At 61.3% G+C, this 19,863-nt stretch carries 20 protein-coding genes; 9 read left to right on the top strand and 11 right to left on the bottom strand.

From position 1 onward, the window contains the following. Window position 1: 1 nt before the first annotated feature. The 4 genes from GRO01_RS11975 to GRO01_RS11960 are packed head-to-tail and all read left to right on the top strand — an operon-like array spanning window position 2 to window position 3,552. On the top strand, window positions 2-685 hold the full coding sequence (locus GRO01_RS11975) for an ABC transporter permease (protein WP_062507217.1): 684 nt from the start codon (window positions 2-4) through the stop codon (window positions 683-685). A gap of 31 nt (window positions 686-716) precedes the next feature. After that, window positions 717-1,523: an ABC transporter ATP-binding protein gene (locus GRO01_RS11970; RefSeq protein WP_062507215.1), complete on the top strand. Its 807-nt coding sequence runs from the start codon at window positions 717-719 to the stop codon at window positions 1,521-1,523. Between the two features lie 33 nt (window positions 1,524-1,556). Beyond that, the gene (gene rocF, locus GRO01_RS11965; RefSeq protein ID WP_062507213.1) at window positions 1,557-2,480 is read left to right on the top strand and encodes an arginase; all 924 of its coding nucleotides are present in this window, start codon (window positions 1,557-1,559) and stop codon (window positions 2,478-2,480) included. A gap of 1 nt (window position 2,481) precedes the next feature. Next, complete coding sequence (locus tag GRO01_RS11960; protein WP_062507211.1) at window positions 2,482-3,552, top strand: ornithine cyclodeaminase; 1,071 nt, start codon at window positions 2,482-2,484, stop codon at window positions 3,550-3,552. A 47-nt stretch (window positions 3,553-3,599) separates the two neighbouring features. Here GRO01_RS11960 and ureG read toward each other — a convergent pair whose 3' ends face one another. From ureG to GRO01_RS11915, 9 genes are all read right to left on the bottom strand, one after another. Then, entirely contained in the window at window positions 3,600-4,214 is a 615-nt protein-coding gene (gene ureG / locus GRO01_RS11955; protein WP_062507209.1) for an urease accessory protein UreG, read from the bottom strand. After that, complete coding sequence (locus GRO01_RS11950) at window positions 4,211-4,897, bottom strand: urease accessory protein UreF (RefSeq protein ID WP_062507206.1); 687 nt, start codon at window positions 4,895-4,897, stop codon at window positions 4,211-4,213. The genes ureG and GRO01_RS11950 overlap by 4 nt, the downstream gene beginning before the upstream one ends. After that, window positions 4,890-5,384 (bottom strand): urease accessory protein UreE, encoded by a 495-nt coding sequence (locus tag GRO01_RS11945; protein ID WP_062507204.1) that lies wholly within the window; start codon window positions 5,382-5,384, stop codon window positions 4,890-4,892. Before GRO01_RS11945 ends, GRO01_RS11950 begins: the two co-directional genes overlap by 8 nt. Continuing rightward, a complete protein-coding gene (ureC, locus tag GRO01_RS11940) occupies window positions 5,384-7,090 on the bottom strand; it encodes an urease subunit alpha (protein WP_062507202.1) in 1,707 nt (568 codons plus the stop codon). The genes GRO01_RS11945 and ureC overlap by 1 nt, the downstream gene beginning before the upstream one ends. Then, the gene (locus GRO01_RS11935; RefSeq protein WP_062507200.1) at window positions 7,087-7,431 is read right to left on the bottom strand and encodes an urease subunit beta; all 345 of its coding nucleotides are present in this window, start codon (window positions 7,429-7,431) and stop codon (window positions 7,087-7,089) included. The genes ureC and GRO01_RS11935 overlap by 4 nt, the downstream gene beginning before the upstream one ends. Further along, entirely contained in the window at window positions 7,415-7,717 is a 303-nt protein-coding gene (locus GRO01_RS11930; protein WP_041111843.1) for an urease subunit gamma, read from the bottom strand. Before GRO01_RS11930 ends, GRO01_RS11935 begins: the two co-directional genes overlap by 17 nt. A 25-nt stretch (window positions 7,718-7,742) precedes the next feature. After that, window positions 7,743-8,570, bottom strand: coding sequence for an urease accessory protein UreD (locus GRO01_RS11925; protein WP_062507197.1), 828 nt, complete (start codon window positions 8,568-8,570; stop codon window positions 7,743-7,745). Next, window positions 8,567-9,502: a HoxN/HupN/NixA family nickel/cobalt transporter gene (locus tag GRO01_RS11920; protein WP_062507195.1), complete on the bottom strand. Its 936-nt coding sequence runs from the start codon at window positions 9,500-9,502 to the stop codon at window positions 8,567-8,569. Before GRO01_RS11920 ends, GRO01_RS11925 begins: the two co-directional genes overlap by 4 nt. 74 nt (window positions 9,503-9,576) lie before the next feature. Further along, complete coding sequence (locus GRO01_RS11915; RefSeq protein ID WP_244926381.1) at window positions 9,577-12,066, bottom strand: TonB-dependent receptor plug domain-containing protein; 2,490 nt, start codon at window positions 12,064-12,066, stop codon at window positions 9,577-9,579. A 263-nt stretch (window positions 12,067-12,329) separates the two neighbouring features. Here GRO01_RS11915 and GRO01_RS11910 point away from each other — a divergent pair, with 263 nt between their 5' ends. Next, window positions 12,330-13,070: a DUF72 domain-containing protein gene (locus GRO01_RS11910; RefSeq protein ID WP_062507191.1), complete on the top strand. Its 741-nt coding sequence runs from the start codon at window positions 12,330-12,332 to the stop codon at window positions 13,068-13,070. Window positions 13,071-13,073: 3 nt separating this feature from the next. Here GRO01_RS11910 and nagB read toward each other — a convergent pair whose 3' ends face one another. Next, a complete protein-coding gene (nagB, locus tag GRO01_RS11905; protein ID WP_062507189.1) occupies window positions 13,074-13,817 on the bottom strand; it encodes a glucosamine-6-phosphate deaminase in 744 nt (247 codons plus the stop codon). Between the two features lie 26 nt (window positions 13,818-13,843). Continuing rightward, window positions 13,844-14,950 (bottom strand): N-acetylglucosamine-6-phosphate deacetylase, encoded by a 1,107-nt coding sequence (gene nagA / locus GRO01_RS11900; RefSeq protein ID WP_174787457.1) that lies wholly within the window; start codon window positions 14,948-14,950, stop codon window positions 13,844-13,846. Window positions 14,951-15,267: 317 nt separating this feature from the next. Between nagA and GRO01_RS11895 the strand changes: the two genes are divergently transcribed. From GRO01_RS11895 to GRO01_RS11880, 4 genes are read left to right on the top strand one after another with little or no spacing between them, the layout of a single operon-like run. Then, window positions 15,268-16,791, top strand: a complete 1,524-nt coding sequence (locus GRO01_RS11895; protein WP_062507185.1) for a sodium:solute symporter — start codon at window positions 15,268-15,270, stop codon at window positions 16,789-16,791. Between the two features lie 5 nt (window positions 16,792-16,796). Then, complete coding sequence (locus tag GRO01_RS11890; RefSeq protein ID WP_062507183.1) at window positions 16,797-17,729, top strand: N-acetylmuramic acid 6-phosphate etherase; 933 nt, start codon at window positions 16,797-16,799, stop codon at window positions 17,727-17,729. 7 nt (window positions 17,730-17,736) lie between these two features. Next, window positions 17,737-18,501 (top strand): GntR family transcriptional regulator, encoded by a 765-nt coding sequence (locus GRO01_RS11885; RefSeq protein ID WP_083541191.1) that lies wholly within the window; start codon window positions 17,737-17,739, stop codon window positions 18,499-18,501. After that, complete coding sequence (locus GRO01_RS11880; protein WP_141307045.1) at window positions 18,501-19,613, top strand: anhydro-N-acetylmuramic acid kinase; 1,113 nt, start codon at window positions 18,501-18,503, stop codon at window positions 19,611-19,613. Before GRO01_RS11885 ends, GRO01_RS11880 begins: the two co-directional genes overlap by 1 nt. Window positions 19,614-19,863 lie beyond the last annotated feature (250 nt).

Genomic DNA, 19,863 nt, shown 5'->3' with positions numbered 1-19,863 from the left:
AATGGACTGGCCTTTTCTTTTCGCAACGGCGAAGACGCTTCTCACAGGCGTGCCGTTGACCCTCCGGCTGGCAGCGACGTCGCTCTGCGCGGGGTTTGCGCTGGCGGTCGGGATCGCTGCCCTAGCCGGGAGCCGGTTTGCTCCGGCGCGCTGGCTGGCTGCGCTTTATGTGATGCTCTTTCAGGGCACGCCGCTGCTGGTACAGATTTTCATCGTCTATTACGGCTTCGGGCAGATCGATTTTCTGCGCGCGTCCTTTGCCTGGCCGTTTTTGCAGCAGGCCTACTGGTGCGCCATTCTTGCGCTCTCGCTCAATACCTCGGCCTATGGTGCGGAAATCATCCGTGGCGCCGTCGCGGCGGTTCCCCCGCGGGAGATCGAGGCGGCGCGCGCGATGGGCATGTCCGGGCTGCTGCTGCGCCGGCGGATCATCTGGCCGCAGGCTCTGCAATACGGGCTGGCCAATTACGGCAACGAGGCCATCCTGCTGCTGAAGGCGACGTCGCTCGCCAGTGTGATCACGCTGATGGATGTTACGGGTCTGGCTTACAGGCTGGTCTCGAAGACCTATCGTTCGGAAGAAATCTTCACGGTTGCGGGTCTGATCTATCTTGCCCTGACCTTCGTGATTGCCACGGGGGTCCATCTCCTTGAACGCCGCCTCACACCCTGTCGCCGGGTCTGACCCAGACGCCCCCGTCTTTTCCGGAGTTTCCATGGAACCGATCCAGTCCGCCACAGGGGCCCTGTCCGCCTCCCCCGTCATCAGCGCCACCGGCCTGACGAAACGCTATGGTGCCCTGCACGTCCTGCGCGGCGTTGATCTGGACGCACATGAAGGCGAGGTGATTTCGATCCTGGGCGCTTCCGGCTCGGGAAAATCCACATTCCTGCGCTGTCTGAACCTTCTGGAAGTTCCTTCGGGCGGCACGCTCAACGTGCTGGGCGAGGATGTCCGTTTCCGCATGAAAGGCGCAGAGCGGCAGATTGCGGATGCGCGGCAGGTCAACCGCCTGCGCTCGCAGGTCGGCATGGTGTTCCAGAATTTCTGCCTGTGGAGCCACCGGACGGTGTTACAGAACGTCATGGAAGGCCCGGTCCATGTTCAGGGACGCAACCGCCACGAGGTGCGTGAGGAAGCCGAAAAGGCTCTGGACCGTGTCGGTCTGCTGAACCGGGCGGATTACTATCCGTCCCAGCTCTCCGGCGGGCAGCAGCAGCGGGTCGCGATTGCCCGCGCCATCGTCATGCGCCCGCGCGTCCTGCTGTTCGACGAGCCGACCTCCGCGCTGGACCCGGAACTGGTCGGGGAAGTGCTCAAAGTCATGCAGGATCTGGCGGCCGAGGGCAGGACCATGCTGATTGTCACGCATGAAATGGCGTTCGCGCGGGATGTCTCAAGCCGGGTCGTGTTTCTGGAAAAAGGAACCGTCCGCGTCCAGGGTACCCCGCAGGACCTGTTCAAAGGCGGTATGGATGAGCGCTTCGACAGGTTTGTCAGCCATTTTTCGCGTCAGGGCTGAAGCCCCGGCGCAGAGTATCGGAAAGGAGTTGAGATGAAGACGTGCCAGATTCTGGGAGTCCCCACCCAGAGCGGAACCTCCGAAAGAGGCTGCATCATGGGCCCGACGGCCTTTCGCATCGCGGGACTGCCCGAAATCCTGCAGGAGCTCGGATGGCAGGTTGAGGATGTGGGAGACGCCGTGCCCGCCGCGATGCCGGATGTGAGCCACTCCAACCCTGCCGTACGCAATCTGGACGCGATCATCGCCTGGACGAAAAGCGTCGGTGAGCGGGCTTACGAGATGGCGAAAGCCTGCGATTTCCCGATTTTCCTGGGTGGCGATCACTCCATGTCCGCCGGCACGGTCTCCGGCATCGCTCGCCACACGCAGGATCTGGGGCAGCCCCAGTTTGTCCTGTGGCTGGATGCCCATACTGACCTGCACACACTGCACACGACCACCAGCGGCAATCTGCACGGCACACCTGTCGCCTATTTCACGGGCCAGTCCGGCTTCGAGGGCTTTCCGCCGCCTGCCGCGCCCGTCGATCCACGCAACATGTGCATGATGGGCATCCGATCCGTCGATCAGGCCGAGAAGCGCCATGTCGCGGAAATCGGCATCACCGTCTTCGACATGCGCGCCATTGACGAGCAGGGCATTGTCGGCCCGCTGACCAGCTTTCTGGACCGCGTCCGCGCTGCCAATGGCCGCCTGCATGTCAGCCTGGACGTGGATTTCCTCGACCCGGACATCGCACCGGCGGTCGGCACCACCGTCAATGGCGGTGCGACCTTCCGTGAGGCGCATCTCATCATGGAGATGCTGCATGACAGCGGGCTCGTGACGTCGCTGGATCTGGCGGAACTCAACCCGTTCCTCGACGTCCGCGCCAAGACCGCCCTGCTCATGACCGATCTGGCCGCCAGCCTCTTTGGCCGCCGTGTTCTCGAACGCAAGACAAGGACCTACTGAGATGACTTCCTTCGCCCCCGCCCCGTCCCATCTCGCCTTCGTGCCGTTCGTCTCGGTCGAGAACATGATGGCGCTGGTCCACACCATCGGGATCGAGACCTTCCTGCGCGAGCTTGCGGAGTATCTTGAGGCCGATTTCAAGCGCTGGCCGGAATTCGACAAGACGCCGCGGGTGGCCGCGCATTCGGCTGAAGGCGTCATCGAACTGATGCCGACGAGCGACAGCAGCCTGTATGGGTTCAAATACGTCAACGGCCATCCCAAGAACACGAAGGAAGGCCTCCAGACGGTTACGGCGTTCGGCATGCTGGCGGATGTCGCTTCGGGTTATCCGACGCTTCTGTCCGAAATGACGCTGCTGACGGCTCTTCGCACGGCGGCGACGTCGGCCATGGCCGCGAAATATCTGGCACCGGCAAATTCGAAGACGATGGCGATCATCGGCAACGGTGCGCAGTCCGAGTTCCAGGCGATGGCGTTCCGCGAGATCGTCGGGATCCGCGCCCTGCGCCTGTATGATCTGGACCGGACGGCTTCGGAGAAATGCGCCCGCAATCTAAGCGGACAGGGCTTCGACATCACGATCTGCGACAGCAGTGAAGAGGCCGTGGACGGGGCGGACATCATCACGACCGTCACAGCTGACAAGCAGTGCGCGACGATCCTGTCCGACAACATGGTTGGCGCGGGGATTCACATCAACGCAGTGGGCGGGGACTGCCCGGGCAAGACGGAGCTTCAGCGCGACATCCTGCTGCGGTCCTCCATCTTTGCGGAATATCCGCCGCAGACGCGCATCGAAGGCGAGATCCAGCAGCTTCCCGAAGACTATCCGGTGACGGAGCTGTGGCAGGTCATCAACGGCGAAGCGAAGGGCCGCGCCAGTGACAGCCAGATCACGCTGTTTGATTCCGTGGGCTTTGCGATCGAGGACTTCTCGGCCCTGCGCTATGTGCGCAACAAGCTGGACGCAACCGGCCTGTACGAGAAGCTGGACATGCTCGCCGATCCGGATGATCCGCGCGATCTGTTCGGGATGCTTCAGCGCTCCAAGGGCGCTGACAAAGCCTGAAACGCCACTCCGGCTGCCCTTCTCGCAGGGGCAGCCGGAACAGGTTCTTAGAGCCCGCCCTGTTCGATGATGAAGCGGGCAATGGCGGGGACGCCCTCACCCGCGCGGATATTGGCGAAAACGAAGGGCCGTGTGCCGCGCATCTTTTTGCTGTCGCGGTCCATCACGCCCAGATCGGCACCGACATAAGGCGCAAGATCGATCTTGTTGATGACCAGCAGGTCGCTTCGGGTAATGCCCGGACCACCCTTGCGGGGGATCTTGTCGCCGGCCGAGACGTCGATCACATAGATCGTCAGGTCGGCCAGTTCGGGACTGAAGGTCGCGGCCAGATTGTCGCCGCCGCTCTCCACGAGAACCAGATCCAGCCCCTCGAAGCGCTCCGTCAGTTCCGCGATGCCCGCCAGATTGATGCTGGCGTCTTCGCGGATGGCCGTGTGGGGGCAGCCGCCCGTTTCGATCCCCTTGATCCGTTCCGGCGGGAGGGACCCCGCGCGGGTCAGGAACTCGGCGTCTTCGCGCGTGTAGATGTCGTTCGTGATGGCGGCGATGTTGTACTCGTCGCGGAACGTCCGGCACAGCGCATCCATCAGGGCTGTCTTGCCCGTCCCCACCGGTCCGCCGATGCCGACTCGCAGCGGGCCGTGCTTTGCTTTTGTCATGTTCTGAACAACCTCGTTGTCTGGGTTTCGTGATGCATGGCCGCGAGGTCCGAGCGGAAGCACGCGCCCCCGACATCGTCCAGCGTCCGGTGTTCCGTAACACTCACGGCGCGTGAGAGACGTGGTTCCAGCTTGGCCAGCGCGTGCAGGCCGTCCGTCTGTCCCAGTGGCACGAGGCGCACGGCTGCGGAGACGAGGGCTGCGATGGTGGCGTATCCACCCGAGAGCAGCGCCTGTTCCAGCGCCAGACCGCCGCGACGGAACACCAGCCCCTGCGTGACCGGAAGAGGCCAGCGTGTGCCGCGCAGTTCGGACGGATCAGGCGTGACGGGCCAGACGGACGCGGCCTTGAGGAAGGCTTCGCCCTGATAGACTGTTTCGTCGTACCGCTCCCGCGATGAGGCGCAGGCGCAGGCAAATTCCGCCAGGTCGCGCAGACGGGGCATGTCGTGCGCGGCGCTCCAGGCTTCCTGAAGGATAATCAGGTCGCTGCCCGGCGCGCCGTGCTCCAGCAGGCAGCCGATCCAGTCGCAAAGCGTTGCGACATCCATGACGTCCCCGCTTTCCACCGCCCATTCCAGACCGTGGCTGTAGGCATATCCGCCTGTTGGAAAGGCGGGCGACACCCAAGACAGGAGGCGCAGGAAGGCGGCTCCTGCTTCCGGGAGCGGGGTTTCAGTCATGCGTGTGGTGATGGTGCACGTCGCCGTGGTGGTGCGGCTCGTGGTTGCCCGCACGGGAGGCATAGGCTCCGCTTTCCGGGTCGAACGGCGCTTCCACCATGCGCACATGCCCGCCCAGACCATGGATCATGTCGGCAATGACGTGATCACGGCGCACGAGAATGGCGTGTTCCGAAATGGCGGCGGGCAGGTGCCGGTTGCCCAGATGCCAGGCGAGCTGAAGCAGTTGCAGGAGGCTGTGGGCGGTGACTTCCATCAGCTCTTCGGGCAGGGCTTCCACGCGGATGATGCGCCCGTCCTCCAGACGCAGCCCTTCCCCGGCCTGAAGCAGGCGGGCATGTTCCAGCTCCAGCCGGATTTTCTCACCGTTTTGCAGGGTGAGCATCATCCGGCGACGGTGCCGCCCTTCATAATCGGCGGCGAAGGTACCGCTGGCCTCGGCTTCGGGCCAGCTTCCGACGGGAAGGATATCCAGGATTTGGGTCATCAGAACAGGAAATACCTCTGGGCCATGGGCAGGACATCGGCGGGCTCGCAGGTCAGGAGCACGCCATCAGCCCGCACTTCATAGGTTTCAGGATCGACTTCGATATGGGGCATGGCGTCGTTATGGATCATGCTGCGCTTGCCGATCCCGCCACGCACGTTCGAAACGGCCGAGAGCGGCCGACGCAGACCCAGCTTTTTGCCGATATCGTCTTCCAGCGCGGCCTGTGACACGAAGGTCAGGCTGGTATGGGTCAGCGCGCCGCCATAGCCGCCAAACATCATGCGGCCATGCACGGGCTGTGGCGTGGGGATCGAGGCGTTGGGATCGCCCATCATCGCATAGACGATGGCGCCGCCCTTGATGACCAGATCGGGTTTGACGCCAAAGAAAGCGGGGTCCCACAGGACCAGATCCGCCAGCTTGCCGACCTTGACCGATCCGACTTCATGGGACAGACCATGTGAGATGGCGGGATTGATGGTGTATTTGGCGATATAGCGCTTTACCCGGGCATTATCCGCAGCCCCATCCCCGGCCAGAGAGCCGCGCTGGATTTTCATTTTATGGGCCGTCTGCCATGTGCGCAGCGGGACTTCGCCGACACGGCCCATGGCCTGACTGTCCGACGACATCATCGAAAGCACGCCCATATCATGGAAAATGTCCTCGGCGGCGATCGTCTCGCGGCGGATGCGGCTTTCGGCGAAGGCGATGTCTTCCGGCACGCGCTGGTCCAGGTGATGGCAGACCATCAGCATGTCCAGATGTTCGTCCAGCGTGTTGACGGTGAACGGGCGCGTGGGGTTGGTCGAGGATGGCAGGACGTTGGGCAGGCCTGCCACGCGAATGATGTCCGGCGCATGGCCCCCGCCCGCGCCTTCCGTGTGGAAGGCGTGGATCGTGCGGCCCTGAAAGGCGGCGATCGTATCCTCGACGAAGCCGCTTTCGTTCAGCGTATCGGTATGGATCATGACCTGCACGTCCATGCGGTCTGCAACGCTCAGGCAGCAGTCGATGGCGGCGGGGGTTGAGCCCCAGTCTTCATGCAGTTTGAGGCAGCAGGCCCCGGCGCGTACCATTTCCTCCAGTCCGTCCGGGCGGGAGGCATTGCCCTTGCCCGCGAACGCCAGATTGACCGGGAAGGCTTCCGCCGCCTGGAGCATCCGCGCCAGATGCCAGGGGCCGGGTGTGCAGGTCGTGGCGGCCGTGCCGGTGGCGGGGCCGGTGCCGCCGCCAAGCATGGTCGTGATACCCGATGCCAGCGCTTCCTCGATCTGCTGCGGGCAGATGAAATGGATGTGGCTGTCGATCCCGCCGGCGGTCAGGATCTTGCCCTCCCCCGCGATGATTTCCGTGCCCGGGCCGATGATGATGTCCACGCCCGGCTGGATGTCGGGATTGCCTGCCTTGCCGATGGCCGCGATCCGCCCGTCCCGGAGCGCAACATCGGCCTTCACGATCCCCCAGTGATCGATGATTACCGCATTGGTGATGACGGTATCTGCCGCTCCTTCGGCCCGCGTGACCTGCGACTGGCCCATGCCGTCACGGATGGTCTTGCCGCCGCCGAAGCGGACTTCCTCGCCATAGGTCGTGTAGTCGCGCTCGATTTCGACCAGAAGGGCTGTATCGGCGAGGCGCAGGCGATCGCCGACCGTGGGGCCGAACTGTCCGGCATAGTCATGTCTGGAAAGACGCATCACTGATCCACACTCCCCATGACATCGCCCCGGAAGCCCACGACGCGCCGCAGGCCACGCAGAGGCACGAGCGTGACTTCGCGATCCTGCCCGGGTTCAAAACGGATGGCCCCGCCTGACGCCACATCGAGACGCCAGCCTCTGGCCTGCGCACGATCGAATTTCAGGGCCGGATTTACCTCGGCAAAATGATAGTGGCTGCCGACCTGCACCGGCCGGTCACCGGTATTCGTCACCAGAAGCGTCCGGCGCGGCTGGCCTTCGTTAAGCGCGATCTCGCCTTCGGCGGGCAGGATTTCGCCGGGAATGGCCCCGGCGGCGAGGGATTCAGCGTATCGGGTCATGAACGGTCACCAGCTTTGTGCCATCGGGGAAAGTCGCTTCCACCTGCACGTCATGAATCATTTCGGCCACGCCCTGCATGACCTGGTCGCGCGTCAGAACACGGCCGCCACTGGCCATGAGTTCGGCCACGCTTTTGCCGTCCCGCGCGCCTTCGACGACGTGATCAGTGATGAGGGCCACGGCTTCCGGATAATTGAGCACGACACCGCGTTCCAGCCGGCGGCGTGCGACGTTTGCCGCCATCGCCACCAGCAGCTTGTCCTTTTCACGGGGGGTAAGTTTCATGTCCTGCTCCGTTCCGAACTCTGTGTCATGACCGCCATGTGGCCGGCATGGGGCGCCCGTCCCGCAGGACCGGCAGGATCTGTCTGATCGGCTTTTCCAGCGACCAGCAGCCCGATGCCACCCCGCGGATGACCAGCATGCCATTCCACGCCGATGCTGCAAACTCATGCGGCGCGATGGCGTCCAGCACGTCGCGCACCGCCTCAAGACGCACTTCTGCGACGGGCGAAACCAATACCAACGTGACGACTGCGAACTGGTCCGAACTCACGGCTTTGCGGGCCATCAGAGCGGACATGTCGTCGCTCTCCAGCCGTACGAGGTCTTCCAGAATCAGACGCCCGTCCCGCCGGACTGTCAGCCGGTCCCGCAGGGCCAGTGTTTGCAGGATTTCGCCCGAGCCGGTGCGGCCGAACATCCGGCTTTCAAGGAAAAGGAAGCTGGATGATGCCTCCATCTCGACCGTCATGTGCCGCCGGAGCTGGCTGCCATCGAAAAAGATTGTGCCGTGAGGCAGCCAGTCCAGCCGGGCTCCGGCCGCGATGTGACAGGAGGTGAGGATTTCGGGCGGGATATCGCTGGCGCGGGCGCGGTAGATGCGTTCTGCGGCCTGCGATGTGACCAGCAGTTCCGTGTCCGGAGCGCAGGCGATGCGGCCTTCAATCCGGTCTCCGCCCGCGATGCCACCGGAAATATTGACGGTGACGGCTTCCAGCGACGCGCCATCCACGCGTGGGAACAATAGACGGCAGCACCCGCCCTGCTCCAGATCGCCACGGACGGTCTGCCCGTCACGGAGTTTTGCCGTCAGACCGAACCAGCCTCTGGCGCGTTGCAGAACTGCCGTGCTCATGCAGGCTCCTCCCGGCCGGAACGCAGCAGGAACCATCCGAGGACGGACGCGCAGAAGACGGCGGCGCCGATCAGCTCAAAATGATCGGACAGCAGGCTGGCGAGAGATGTGAGCGTTTCCAGTCCCGGCAGATGGTCCGCAAGAAGGTTCACCAGTTCGATCCCTGCAATCACGAGCGCCAGCATAACGGAGATGGTGGTCAGGGCCAGATTCCAGTTCATCCTGCGCCCTGCCCTTTGGTAGAGGCCGTGCATCAGGATGCTGTCGGCCGTGTCCAGCAGGGCCATTCCGGCGGTGAAGAGCAGCGGGAACATCATGATCTGCCAGATCGGCAGGCCGTGCTGGTTCTGGACGATGGAGATGCCCAGAAGGCTGATTTCCGAAGCGGTATCGAAGCCCAGGCCGAAGAGAAACCCGACCGGATAGAGATGCCAGCTGACCGAGACCTGACGCAGGACCGGGATGAGCAGCCGGGCGAGGCCCCGGGGTGGCATTTCAGGGTGAGTGGTTTCTGCGCCGCGCCGTCTGCGCCACAGATCATGCAGGGTCGTGGCGTTGAGGGTGGCGATGACGAGCAGGAACAGGACGGAGATCCACGTTCCAAACAGGCCACCCTGCACCGCAAACGCATCAATCTGCGTGCGGTAATGCTGTCCGGCGAGAACGATCACGAGTGTGGCCAGACAGACGATCGTGGAGTGACCCATCGAGAAGAACAGTCCTGCCGCGCGGGCCTGCCGGTTCTCGCGCAGGGCAGCGCGGGTGACGTTGTCAATGACGGCAATATGGTCCGCATCCAGAGCGTGACGCAGACCCAGTCCATATGAAAGGGCCGCAGCGCCCAGAAGAAGCGCATTTCCGTGGAACAGCAGAAACGCCAGAAGCCACGCCAGACCGTTAGCCCCAACCAGAGGACCGATCAGGCGCAGCATTCCGGAACGATGACGGATACCCTTCCCTGTCAGGAGCTTTCTCCCGTATCTGGCACCCTCATGAAGCGCGTTTCCTAGAAGTTCAGATTGGCCTGCAGGTAGTAGTATCCACCGTTATAGCCGAGCTGTTCAATCTGATAGTCATACTGGAACGCACCAAGGTAGCGGAACTCCTTGGGAATGCGGCGCTGCTTCGCGTTGCCGACATTGTTCCCGCCGAGCGTCAGCCCAAGCTGCGGCAGGACCTGATAGGACACGGCCAGATTGGTCTCGAAACGGGCCTTGTTCACGTAGCGCATGAAGTCGGTATTCGAATAGGCCAGCGGGCCTTCATAATAGGTCAGGGACGAGGTCGCGTGGCCGTAGCGGACTTCATGGACCGACACGCCGAGCTTCTTGTACTGCCAGGTGCCGCCAAAGATCAGCTTGTTCTTGGGCGTATAGCTCGTGATGTAAGCGGCCTGCTGGGAGTTCAGCAGACTGTTGCCGTTCCCGTCCTTGCCCGTATGGGTCAGATCCGTCTCGTTGAGGTTCAGGGCCACGTCCCAGTCGATCTTGCCCCAGTCGCGGAAGCGGGTTTCGTATCGGGCGGTCACGTCCAGGCCCCGCGTCCGCGTGTCGGCCGCGTTGGCGTAATAGGAGGCGGTGACGGCGTTGGACTGAAGCGTGGACGGCACGGTGAAGCCGTCGAGACGGAGGGCTTCGATCGCATTCGCACCGTTATAGACGCCTGCCGCCAGGATGCGGTTCTTGATGGTGATCTGATACGCATCGACACTGATATGCAGGCGCGGCAGCGGGTCCAGCGTGAAGCCCGCGCTGTAGCTCATCGTGTGTTCCGGATGGAGCGGCTTGGCCCCGATCAGGCGAGCGCCGGCGGAATTGACCGGCAGATAACCCGTTGCGTAGGTCGGCGCGACGGACAGGTTGGACCAGTGTTCCTGAAGCAGGGACGGTGCACTGAAGCCGTTCGAAATCGTCCCGCGCAGGGCGAAATACTTATTGAAATCGTAGCGCGTGGAGACCTTGCCGGTCTTCGTGTCCCCGGCATCCGTGTAATATTCGTAGCGCCCGGCGAAATCGACCTGCCAGTTCTTCAGCGGCCGCATGGAGAGTTCGACATAACCGGCCGTGACATCACGGTTGCTTTCACTGGCGTTCTGCGGGCTCAGACCGTGCAGACCCTGTGGGCCGGTGCCGTAATACGAGTTGGCGTCACCGGACATGATGTCAAACTCGTCATAGCGGTACTGCGCGCCCATTGCGAGATTGATCGGGCCTGCGAAGATCGGCGTGTGGAAGCTGCGATGGATGCCGAAATCATTCGTCCACTGGGTATTGGTGAACGCCATTTCATGGAAGCTCGTCGGAGAAGCCCCCGTTGCCGCATAGAGCGATGGATTGACGGTGTTGAAGAGATCCATCGACGTATGGTCGCTGCCATAAGTCGTGCTGAGATCCCAGTTCCAGCCGAACTTCTCACCCTTCAGACCGAGAGTGACGCTGTAATCGTCTTCCGAAACGCTTTCCTTCGGGCTGAACCCGTTGGGATACATGGGCCAGTCCGAAGACGCGACACGCGCATCCTGATAGCTCTCGCCATAGCGATGGCCGTAAGTCGAGAACGAATACAGGGACAGATCGGGCAGGAAGTCATACTGCATGTTGTAGGAGATGGTGCCGCGCTGCTGACGCGGATCGCCCTCGTCCTTGAAGTCATACTTGCCGTTCCGGCTGTCGGCCGAATTGCGGATGGTATGATCCTGGTATTTGTATTCCGCGCTCAGATCGAAAAAGCCGCGTCCCATCAGATCGAAGCCCGCGTTGATGGACTCTCCGGACTGGAAACCGTCCCCAGCGTAACGTCCGCCATTGGTAGCCTGCATCGTGATGCCGGACTTGCGATGTTTGAGAATGATGTTGATGACGCCTGCGACGGCATCGGAGCCGTAGAGGGCAGCGGCGCCGTCCTGAAGGATTTCCACATGATCGATCGCAGAGATCGGGATCATGTCGATATCAACACCGTTCGATCCCTGCTGCGGCCCGGAATTATTGGACAGCACCGAAGTCGCGTGACGGCGTTTTCCATCGACGAGGATCAGGGTGTGATTGGGAGACAGCCCCCGCAGACGCAGAACATCCACCATGTTGGCATTGCCGATCAGAAGCGGAGCACGCGTCAGGGACGGCGTGAGCTGCGTCAGGGCATCACGGAGATCGGACTGGCCCGTGCGGGAAATTTCGGCAGAAGTGACAACCTGGATCGGGCTGGCACTCTTGCGGACGGTCTGATGCGGATCACGCGTTCCGGTCACGATGACGGTTTCGTCTTCCTTGGGGAGCGAAGTCACCTTCTTGCCGGAAGAAATATGCCTACCCGGCGCCTTGGAAGCCGGAGCAGTCCTGCGATCCGATGCCGCGTCAGCCGCATAGGCCTGCATACAGACAAGCTGGCTCGCAGCACATGTGAGCAGCATGACACCCAGAGGAATGGAGACTGTCTTCATCGGCTGATCTTCTTCCCGTTCGTCCACCACATGCCCGTTGCTCAACCCGGACATCAGAGCGTTCTGAATATTTCCCGGTGACCTCCCGCACTCAGCCGATCACCTTGCGGAAAAATCTAACGAACTTCGGAACGATAACGGAATGTATGTTTTTTTCTATCCTACCGTAAGTTGTTCTTAGCCTTCCCGACACCGGGAACACACCAGCAGGCAAGAGCAGATCCCATCACAGTGAGAGACAGCAGCACTCCTTTTCTCTCACAGACCAAGGGCGTACAGTGCTCCATCACCATGGCCCGGATCCAAGGAAACCGCTCATGTCCCTCCGCATCGGCGTTGCCGGCTGGTCAATTCCTTCTGCAATGGCCGGGCAGTTTCCCCCGGACGGCACACATCTGGAGCGCTACGGAACACGCCTGTCCTGCGTCGAGATCAACAGCAGTTTCTACAGGCCACATCGCCGCACGACCTATGAACGCTGGGCAGCAAGTGTCCCGCCCTCATTCCGCTTTTCCGTCAAACTGACCAAGGCAATCACGCATGAACGCCGCCTGATCGACTGCCAGGACCTTGTCGAAAAATTCGTCGATGAAACGAGTGGCCTGGGCAATAAACGCGGCCCTGTCCTGGTCCAGCTTCCACCGGGTTTCGCTTACCCCGGCGAGACCGCTGAAGCCTTTCTCGAGGAACTGAAACGCCTTCTTGCGGGACCGGTCGTGCTTGAACCCAGACATGCCAGCTGGTTCAACCCCGAGATCGATCAGATGCTGCAGAGGCAACAGGTCTCACGGGTCGCAGCCGATCCAGCCAAACCCGTCCCTGCCGTAGCTCATCCTGGAGGATGGCAGGGTCTGGCATATTTCCGGCTTCATGGCTCGCCACGCATCTACGAATCCCCCTACGAAAAAGAAGCCATCGCAGAACAGGCAGAAACCGTGGCCACTCTTAGGGATCAGGGCGCTGAAGTCTGGACCATCTACGACAATACAACCTTCGGCGCCGCCACACGGAACGCATTCGAACTCACCGAGGCCCTCTCCACACAAAGCGACCGATAGAGATCAGGACCTGTTCTGCGCCCAGATGCTGGCAGCGGCCCTGTCCAGAATGACGGTGACATTGTCATGAAACCGGATGGCCGTGGCGCTTACGTCTTCACTGATCGGACCATTCAGGGCGTCATTGATGATGGCCGCCTTCCCATCCCCGACAGCCACCAGCAGAAGATGCCGGGCTTCAAGGATCGTTCCGACGCCCATTGTCAGGGCGCGTTCCGGAACCCGCTCCGGATCGTTACCGAACATGCCGCTGTTCTGCCGACGCGTAACTTCATCCAGATGCACCACCCGCGTCCGGCTATCGAAAGCGGAGGGCGGTTCGTTAAAACCGATATGACCGGTCTCCCCAATACCCAGAAGCTGCAGGCCGATCCCGCCCGAAGCCCTGATAATCGCTTCGTAACGCGCACATTCCGCATCCAGATCCGCCGCGACGCCATCAGGAACATGCGCCTTCCCATCAGGCATATTCACATGCGCGAACAGATGCTCCCGCATATAATGGCTGTATGAGTTCGGATCTGCCGCAGAAAGCCCGACATATTCGTCCAGATTGAAAGACGTGGCACCGGAGAAATCCAGCATTCCCGCTTCATACTGCTGCACCAGAAGACGATAGATGCTTTCCATCGTCCGACCCGTCGCAAGCCCCAGAACCGGCGTCGAAGAGCTGCGGATCTCATCCGCAATGATCCCGGCCGTACGCTGGAAGGCCTGATCAGGATGATCGGTGACGATGATGTTCATGGGCTTTATCATTCCAGTCCGGACATTCATGCCCGGCGTTCGCCATTGACCCAGACTTCAATGACCTGAAGGCTGTCGTCCAAAACCGTAAAATCTGCCAGCATATCCGGCGCAATGGCACCTCGGTCATGCAGGCCGAGATAGGCGGCTGCATTCGTACTGACCAGACGCGCAGCCTTCGGCAGGGACATCCCGGCCTGCACGGCATTGCGCAACGCCTGATCCAGCGTGAGCACACTTCCCGCAAGCGTACCGTCAGGCAGACGGACCACGCCATCACGGATCACCACATCCTGCCCGCCCAGCTGACTGGGTCCATCCGCTTCACCGGTGCCGCGCATGGCATCCGTCACGAACAGCAGCCGGTTGCCCATCATGCGCTCCGCCAGCCGGAAGCTGGCAGGATGGACATGATGGGTGTCGAAGATCATCTCGCCATAAGCCACATCACTACACATCAGTGCCGTAACAGGCCCCGGACGCCGACCCTCGATGGGCAACATGGCATTGAACAGATGGGTCGCGCCTATGGTGCCCCCGGCAGCACAGACAAGACAGATCGCCCGTTCGGCTCCATCGTAATCCGTCGTGGTATGTCCAAGACTGACCCTGACACCCGCATATGCAAAAGCTTTCATGGCCGTCGGCGCGTGTTCCAGCTCCGGCGCAATCGTCACGACACGCACACATCCCGTCGCAATGGCTTCCGCCACACGATCGGTGGTCGGTTCGATATTGAATGGCGGCTGCGCACCAAGCTTGTGCGGGCTGACAAACGGCCCTTCCAGATGCGCACCATGAATGCGCGGCCCAGCCTGCACACCTCGGTCACAAACTTCCGCCACGGCACGCAAGGCATCCATGACCTCCGGCCAGGGTGCGGTAATCGTGGTGGGCAGGATCGTTGTCGTACCATGAGCAAGATGAAAGCGTGACAGCGTTTCGATGGCCGCCACACCATCCATCGTGTCGGCTCCCCCACCCCCATGAACATGTCCGTCAATGAAACCCGGCAGAATGTAACGGTCCGTGGTTTCGGACAGCGGCGCAATATCACGTATATGACTGTCGAAACTGACCCGACCGGAAACAATGCGGTCACGCAGAACAAGCCGGCCTTCAAGATGCGACATCATAACTCCTGACACAGAGAATAATTGAATTCAGACACGAACATCCGGCCATCACGTAGACCACGCCCGAAGGAAGGCCAGCCGTTCATGTGATGTACGGAAAGGCACCACCATTAATGCCAATCTAATACCGGAATCAAACCTCATTCAACCCATTTCGAAGCCGAATCGCAAAATCGAAAAGCCTGAAGACCTTGTGCGCCTCGAATTTCAGGCTAACCGTGATGAGCCAGCTCTTTCTCAGGAAACGCCATGAACCTGGTATTGATCTGGTATCATAACTCTCCTATATCGAAACGAACAAGGGGACATGCTTCATGCGCTTTACCGACATAGCCGTAATCTGCGCATATTTCCTGTTGCTTCCCCTCGTGGCGATCATGGTGTCGCGGCGCGGAAAAACGCCCGGCGATTTTCTTTCTGCCTCACATGACCTTCCCTGGTGGGCGATCTGCCTTTCACTCGTGGCAACAGAAACCTCGACCCTGACATTCATCAGCATCCCGGGCATTGGCTATACATCAGGCATGGTGTTTCTCGGCCTGGCCGGAGGATATCTGATAGGCCGGCTGATCGTGGCCATCTGGTTTCTGCCACTTTACGCACAGGGCCAGATCAGAAGCGCCTACCAATATCTGGGCGAGCGTTTCGGCCCGGGACTACAATGCGCGGCATCCGGCGCCTTCCTTGTCACACGGCTTCTGGCCGAAGGCGTTCGCCTGTCCGCGGGGTTACTGCCTCTGACATGGATGCTGGAACACAATGGAATTTTCCTGAACCATTTGCTCGTCCTGACCCTCATTATCGCTTTTACGCTGGCTTATACGGTTCTGGGCGGCCTGAAAGCCGTTGTCTGGTCTGACACCATACAGCTCTGCATTTATCTTTTCGGTGCCGCCGCCTGCGCCTTCCTGCTGATGCACGACCTTCCATCCGATGGGTGGACCTTGGCCTGGACTGCCGGAAAGATGTCACCGTTCCACACCCTGCATGTCAGAACACTGCTCTCCGATCCCTTTACACCTCTCGCGGCACTGGTCGGGGGCGCTATCCTTTCGGTCGCCTCCCATGGTTCGGACCAGCTCATGGTGCAGCGACTGCTGGCGGCCAGAAATCTTCGTGATGCCCGGTACGCCCTTGTGGGAAGCGCATTCGTCGTGGCGTTCCTGTTCGGCCTGCTGTCCCTCGTCGGCGTGCAGCTCTGGATAACGCATCAAGGCACCTCCCTGACCGCTCTTGGACTGCACTCACCCGACGAGCTGTTTCCAAACTACATCGTCTCAGGCCTGCCAGCCGGACTTGGCGGCCTGTTGCTCGCAGGCGTCCTGAGCGCCACGATGGGTTCCCTGTCCTCCACCCTCAACGCCATGGCCGGTGCATCCCTGACAGATTTCGGCCCCCTCCCGGAACGTTTCCTGAAACAGTGGGGGCGCTTCTTCGGGTTCAGGGAAAGCCCCCTGTTTGCCCCCCGTCTCATGACATTGCTGTGGAGTATCGCGCTGGTTCTGGTTGCACTCTGGTTCACCCAGGGAGAGCAGTCCGCAGTTATTCTGGGCCTGACGATCGCAGGATGGTCCTATGGCCCAACCCTCGGAGTCTTTCTCTTCGGCATGCTCTATCCCGCCGCCCGTGCACGCGATGCCCTGGCGGGTTTCCTGACGTCACTGGCGGGCATGGCAGCAACCATGAAGTTCCTGCAATACACAGGCTATCATGTGGCTTTTCCCTGGCTCGTCCCCCTCGGCATAGCCGGAATGCTGATGACCGCCCGCTTTTCCATGCTTTTCACCGGGTCGGCCCGACAGGAATTCCAGTCGGCTCACGACACCCGAAAGAACTGAGGCCAATGACCGCCACGAACACGATCCAGACATCTTCGACAGCACCGACAGGGACCGAACAGCAGGACCCGCGTTACGGTGACATCGACCTGTGGCTGGCAATCTCGGTGCTGGACGCTCTGGCTGAAGCTCAGATGACGGCCACAGCCGTCGCCCGCGCAGCAATCCCCCAGATGAATGACGTCATCACGGCCGCACTGCCGCGCCTACGCGCAGGCGGAAGGCTGTTCTATGTCGGTGCCGGCACATCAGGCCGCGTGGGCCTTCAGGACGGCGTGGAACTCACCCCAACCTTCGGCTGGCCCTCCGAACGCCTTGTCCTGATGCTGCCAGGCGGCACAACAGCCCTGTTTGAAGCCGTGGAAGGTGCCGAAGACCGCGAAGAGACCGCATGCACGGAAATCCTGTCCCACAATCCCGGTCCAGACGATGTCGTGTTCGGCATCGCAGCCAGTGGCGCAACCCCCTATACCTGCGCTGCCATCGCAGCCGCGCGTAACACCGGCGCACTGACCGTCGGAATCAGCTGCAATAAAGATGGCCGTCTGCTCAGGGAAGCAGAACTGGGAATAGCCATCGTGACAGGCCCCGAAGTCATTGCAGGCTCCACGCGGCTCAAGGCCGGAACAGCCCAGAAAGCCGTCCTGAACATGCTGTCCACGACGTTGATGATCCAACTCGGACACGGCTATCGCGGACAGATGGTGGATATGCGTGTCGTTAACGCCAAGCTTGAAAAGCGGGCAGCCCGCATGGTGCATGATCTGGCCGGTGGAACCTCTGAAGAAATCGAGGCCGCACTGCAGGCCAGCCATCAGAACGTCAAGCGCGCCATTCTCATCCGTGCCGGCCTGACGGCGGAAGAGGCAGAAACCGCACTGGCGCAACACGCAGGCGACCTGCGCGCCGTCATGGCAGCGCAGACAGATCGGGGCTAAGGCTTTTATGGACGTGAAGCACACGGAAGACATTTTTGCTGCCCTGAAGCCCGACCAGACGGATCGCAAACCCCTGTACCTGCAACTGGCTGAACGCCTGCGCGAACTGATCAACAGCGGAACGCTCCGCGGTGGCGACACCGTCCCGCCAGAGCGCGAACTGGCCGAGCTGACAGGCGTATCGCGTGTGACCGTTCGCAAATCCCTTGAACAGCTGGTGACGGCCGGGTTGTTAACACAACGCCCCGGTGCAGGAACATTCGTATCCCGCAGGATCCAGCAGCCGCTCTCGGTCCTGATGGGATTTTCCGACGACATGCGCGCCCGTGGCTATGAACCGTCGTCAATCTGGCTGGACAAACGCGCGGCAGGCGCCAGCCCGGATGAAGCCATGGCGCTGGGCATTGCTCCGGCAGCCCCGGTCCTGCGCCTGAAGCGGATCCGGACCGCCGACGGTGAGCCAATGGCCATCGAGACAGCCGTCATCTCACGTCGGGATCTGGCATCGCCGGAACTGGTCAGGGAATCGTTTTACGCGGCCCTGAAAGCCCACGGACTGCTGCCGGTGCGGGCGCTTCAGCGGATCCGGGCGCGAATGGCCACGCTGCACGAAGCCGAACTGCTCCATATCAGCCACCCCACGGCCATTCTCGAGATCGAGCGGCGTTCTTTCCTTCCGGACGGACGCGTCCTCGAGGTCACATTTTCCTGCTACCGCGCCGATCTCTATGATTTCGTCGTGGAGCTGCAGACATCCGAGGAGCACGACTGATGCGATGCCTGACTGCCATAGGGCTGATGAGTGGCACCTCGCTGGATGGCGTGGACGCAGCCCTTGTCCGCACGGATGGCGAGAAAATCGTCTCGCATGGCCCCGGACTGAGCCTGGAATATTCTCCGGAACTGCGGAACCGTGCCCGCGACCTTCTCTCCCGTGCAGCAACGACAAGCCCGGATGATCCGGAATTGCGCGCTATCGAGCGGGACATCACCCTGCGCCACATCGAAGCCGTCGAACTCCTGCGGCGCCAGACGGACACGATCGATCTGATCGGGTTTCATGGACAGACCATCCTGCACGCACCGGAACGACAGCTGACCTGGCAGATCGGTGACGCTGCCCTGCTGTCCCGCGAAACCGGCCTTCCGGTCATCCATGATTTTCGTAGCGCGGACGTCGCCGCCGGCGGAGAAGGAGCCCCTTTGGCCCCCTGGTATCATGCCGCACTGCTTCACGGGCATGAGGGGTCCGTTGCCATCCTGAATATCGGAGGCGTTGCAAATGTGACCCTGGTGGATGCGGGCGGAGACATTCATGCCTGTGATACCGGCCCCGGCAACGCCCTTCTGGATGACTGGGCATTTCTTCATACAGGGACCGCCTGCGATATTGACGGCGCGCTGGCACGTTCGGGCATGGTCCACACAGACATTCTAGAGCCTCTGCTCGCAGATCCCTATTTTTCCCGCCCGGCGCCAAAGTCACTGGACCGCCTGACCTTTCACCGCGCCATGAACGCCGTAAAGACACTCTCACCAGAGGACGGAGCAGCCACGCTAGTCGCATTCACGGTCGAAGCCATCCGGCGGACACCACTGCCATGCCAGCCCGCGGCCTGGTATGTGTGTGGAGGTGGCCGACGCAACCCGGTACTCATGGAACAGCTGAAATACGCCCTGCCTGCCCCGGTCCTTTCCGTTGAAAAACTGGGCTGGAATGGCGATGATCTTGAAGCGGAATGTTTCGGATTTCTGGCCGTACGCACCCTGCGAAAACTACCGCTCTCCGCCCCGACCATTACCGGCGCCCCCACAGCCCTGACAGGCGGACGACTGACATGCGCCAGCCTTTCTCCCCTGCCCGAATGGCTCGCTGTGCGCTGACAATAGCCCGTTTCTTAAATGTCCGTACCCATCCTGTTATAAATTCTCCGGACAAGTCGGATACCGCCAATCCAGTACGAAAGTTCGTGCGGCCCGGTCACATCCCACAAGGCCAGATCAGTCCGCATTCTCTATGAAGACACGCGCAATCGCCCGGCCCTCTTTCGAGGATCGAGACGCGCGTAAACGACTGAAATGACGCGGGACCATCTGCGTCAGCAGTCGATTGTGATTGAGTTATGATGGCTAT

Source organism: Gluconobacter roseus NBRC 3990 (assembly GCF_006538885.1).
GTDB classification, from domain to species: domain Bacteria; phylum Pseudomonadota; class Alphaproteobacteria; order Acetobacterales; family Acetobacteraceae; genus Gluconobacter; species Gluconobacter roseus.
This window is presented reverse-complemented; position numbering and strand designations above follow the sequence as displayed.